This window comes from Lactiplantibacillus pingfangensis (assembly GCF_005404945.1).
GTDB classification, from domain to species: domain Bacteria; phylum Bacillota; class Bacilli; order Lactobacillales; family Lactobacillaceae; genus Lactiplantibacillus; species Lactiplantibacillus pingfangensis.
In genome coordinates this window covers 1-1205 of the sequence record NZ_BJDG01000059.1, presented here as the reverse complement: position 1 = coordinate 1205, position 1205 = coordinate 1, and the positions used below count along the sequence as shown (strand labels likewise).

Annotated in this window: 1 protein-coding gene; it reads left to right on the top strand. The window is 43.6% G+C overall.

Annotated features, from left to right (window positions below):
- Window positions 1–99: 99 nt before the first annotated feature.
- Window positions 100–1143, top strand: a complete 1044-nt coding sequence (locus FFM74_RS13570) for an IS30 family transposase (protein WP_137627133.1) — start codon at window positions 100–102, stop codon at window positions 1141–1143.
- Window positions 1144–1205: the final 62 nt, after the last annotated feature.

The window sequence follows — 1205 nt, the reverse complement described above, 5'->3', positions numbered from 1 at the left end:
CCCGGATTTAAAATTGAAGTGCAACACCAAGTAAAGTAAACAAATAGGCCATGGAGACCTATACTTTAATCAACGACGAATAAAGAAAGAGGACTCTCCATGACCCAACTAAATATTACCACTACTCATAACTACCAACAACTCTCAGAAGCTGAAAGAGGCGCTATTCAAGCGTTTCATGAAGATCATGATTCTATTCGAGCCATTGCTGAACGACTCCATCGAAGTCCTAGTACGATCAGTCGAGAACTCAAACGTGGCACCGTTCGCCAGCTGAATTCTGATTACTTGCCTTACTATCAATACTTTGCTGAAGCCGGACAAGCTAACTACCTCAAACACCGTGAAAATTGCCACGCTAACGGGCTTTTGAACCGTTGTTGGCTGTTCTTCTCTATGCTTTGTAAAGCCCTCAAAAAGCATATCCGGTGGGATAGTATTGATAGCTTCGTTCATCGTTTTCGGCGTGACCATCCAGATAAACCTTGTCCATCCACGCCAACGGTCTATCGATATATTGATATGGGATTGCTTGACCTAAATAATAGTGACTTGCCCATGAAGCTCCGACGTCGAGTTAAAGGTAGTCATAAGCCCCATATTCGCATGAATAAGAAGAACTTGGGGACTTCCATTGATGACCGTCCTAACTATATTGATGATCGACTATTGCTCGGCGACTGGGAAGGTGACCTAGTCAAGGGTAAGCGAGTCGCTAGTGAACCAGCTATCATGACCTTGACTGAACGCTTAAGCCGCTTTGAAATCATCGTTAAGATTCCTGACTATCACGCAGAAACCTGTCGTGACGCCCTCCAAGCTATCATTAATCAGTACGGCCGGGACAAGTTTCATTCCATCACTTTTGATAACGGTAGTGAGTTCTCCCTGCTCAACCAAGTTCATGGGACTCAGGTCTATTTTGCTCATCCTTATTCACCTTGGGAACGTGGTAGTAACGAGAACCAGAACGGCCTAATCCGTGAGTTTATGCCCAAAGGTAAGTCAATGAAGATCTTTACCGAAAGCTACATCACTGAAGTCCAAGCTGCCCTTAATAACCGACTCAGAAAGTCCCTTGGATACTTAAGTTCCAGTGAAGCTTTCAAGTTATTCTCACCAATCAAGCTCACATTGCATTAATGAGTATAGCTCCATGTCTTTGTTTATTTTACTTAGTGTTGCACTTGATTTGACAATTCGGG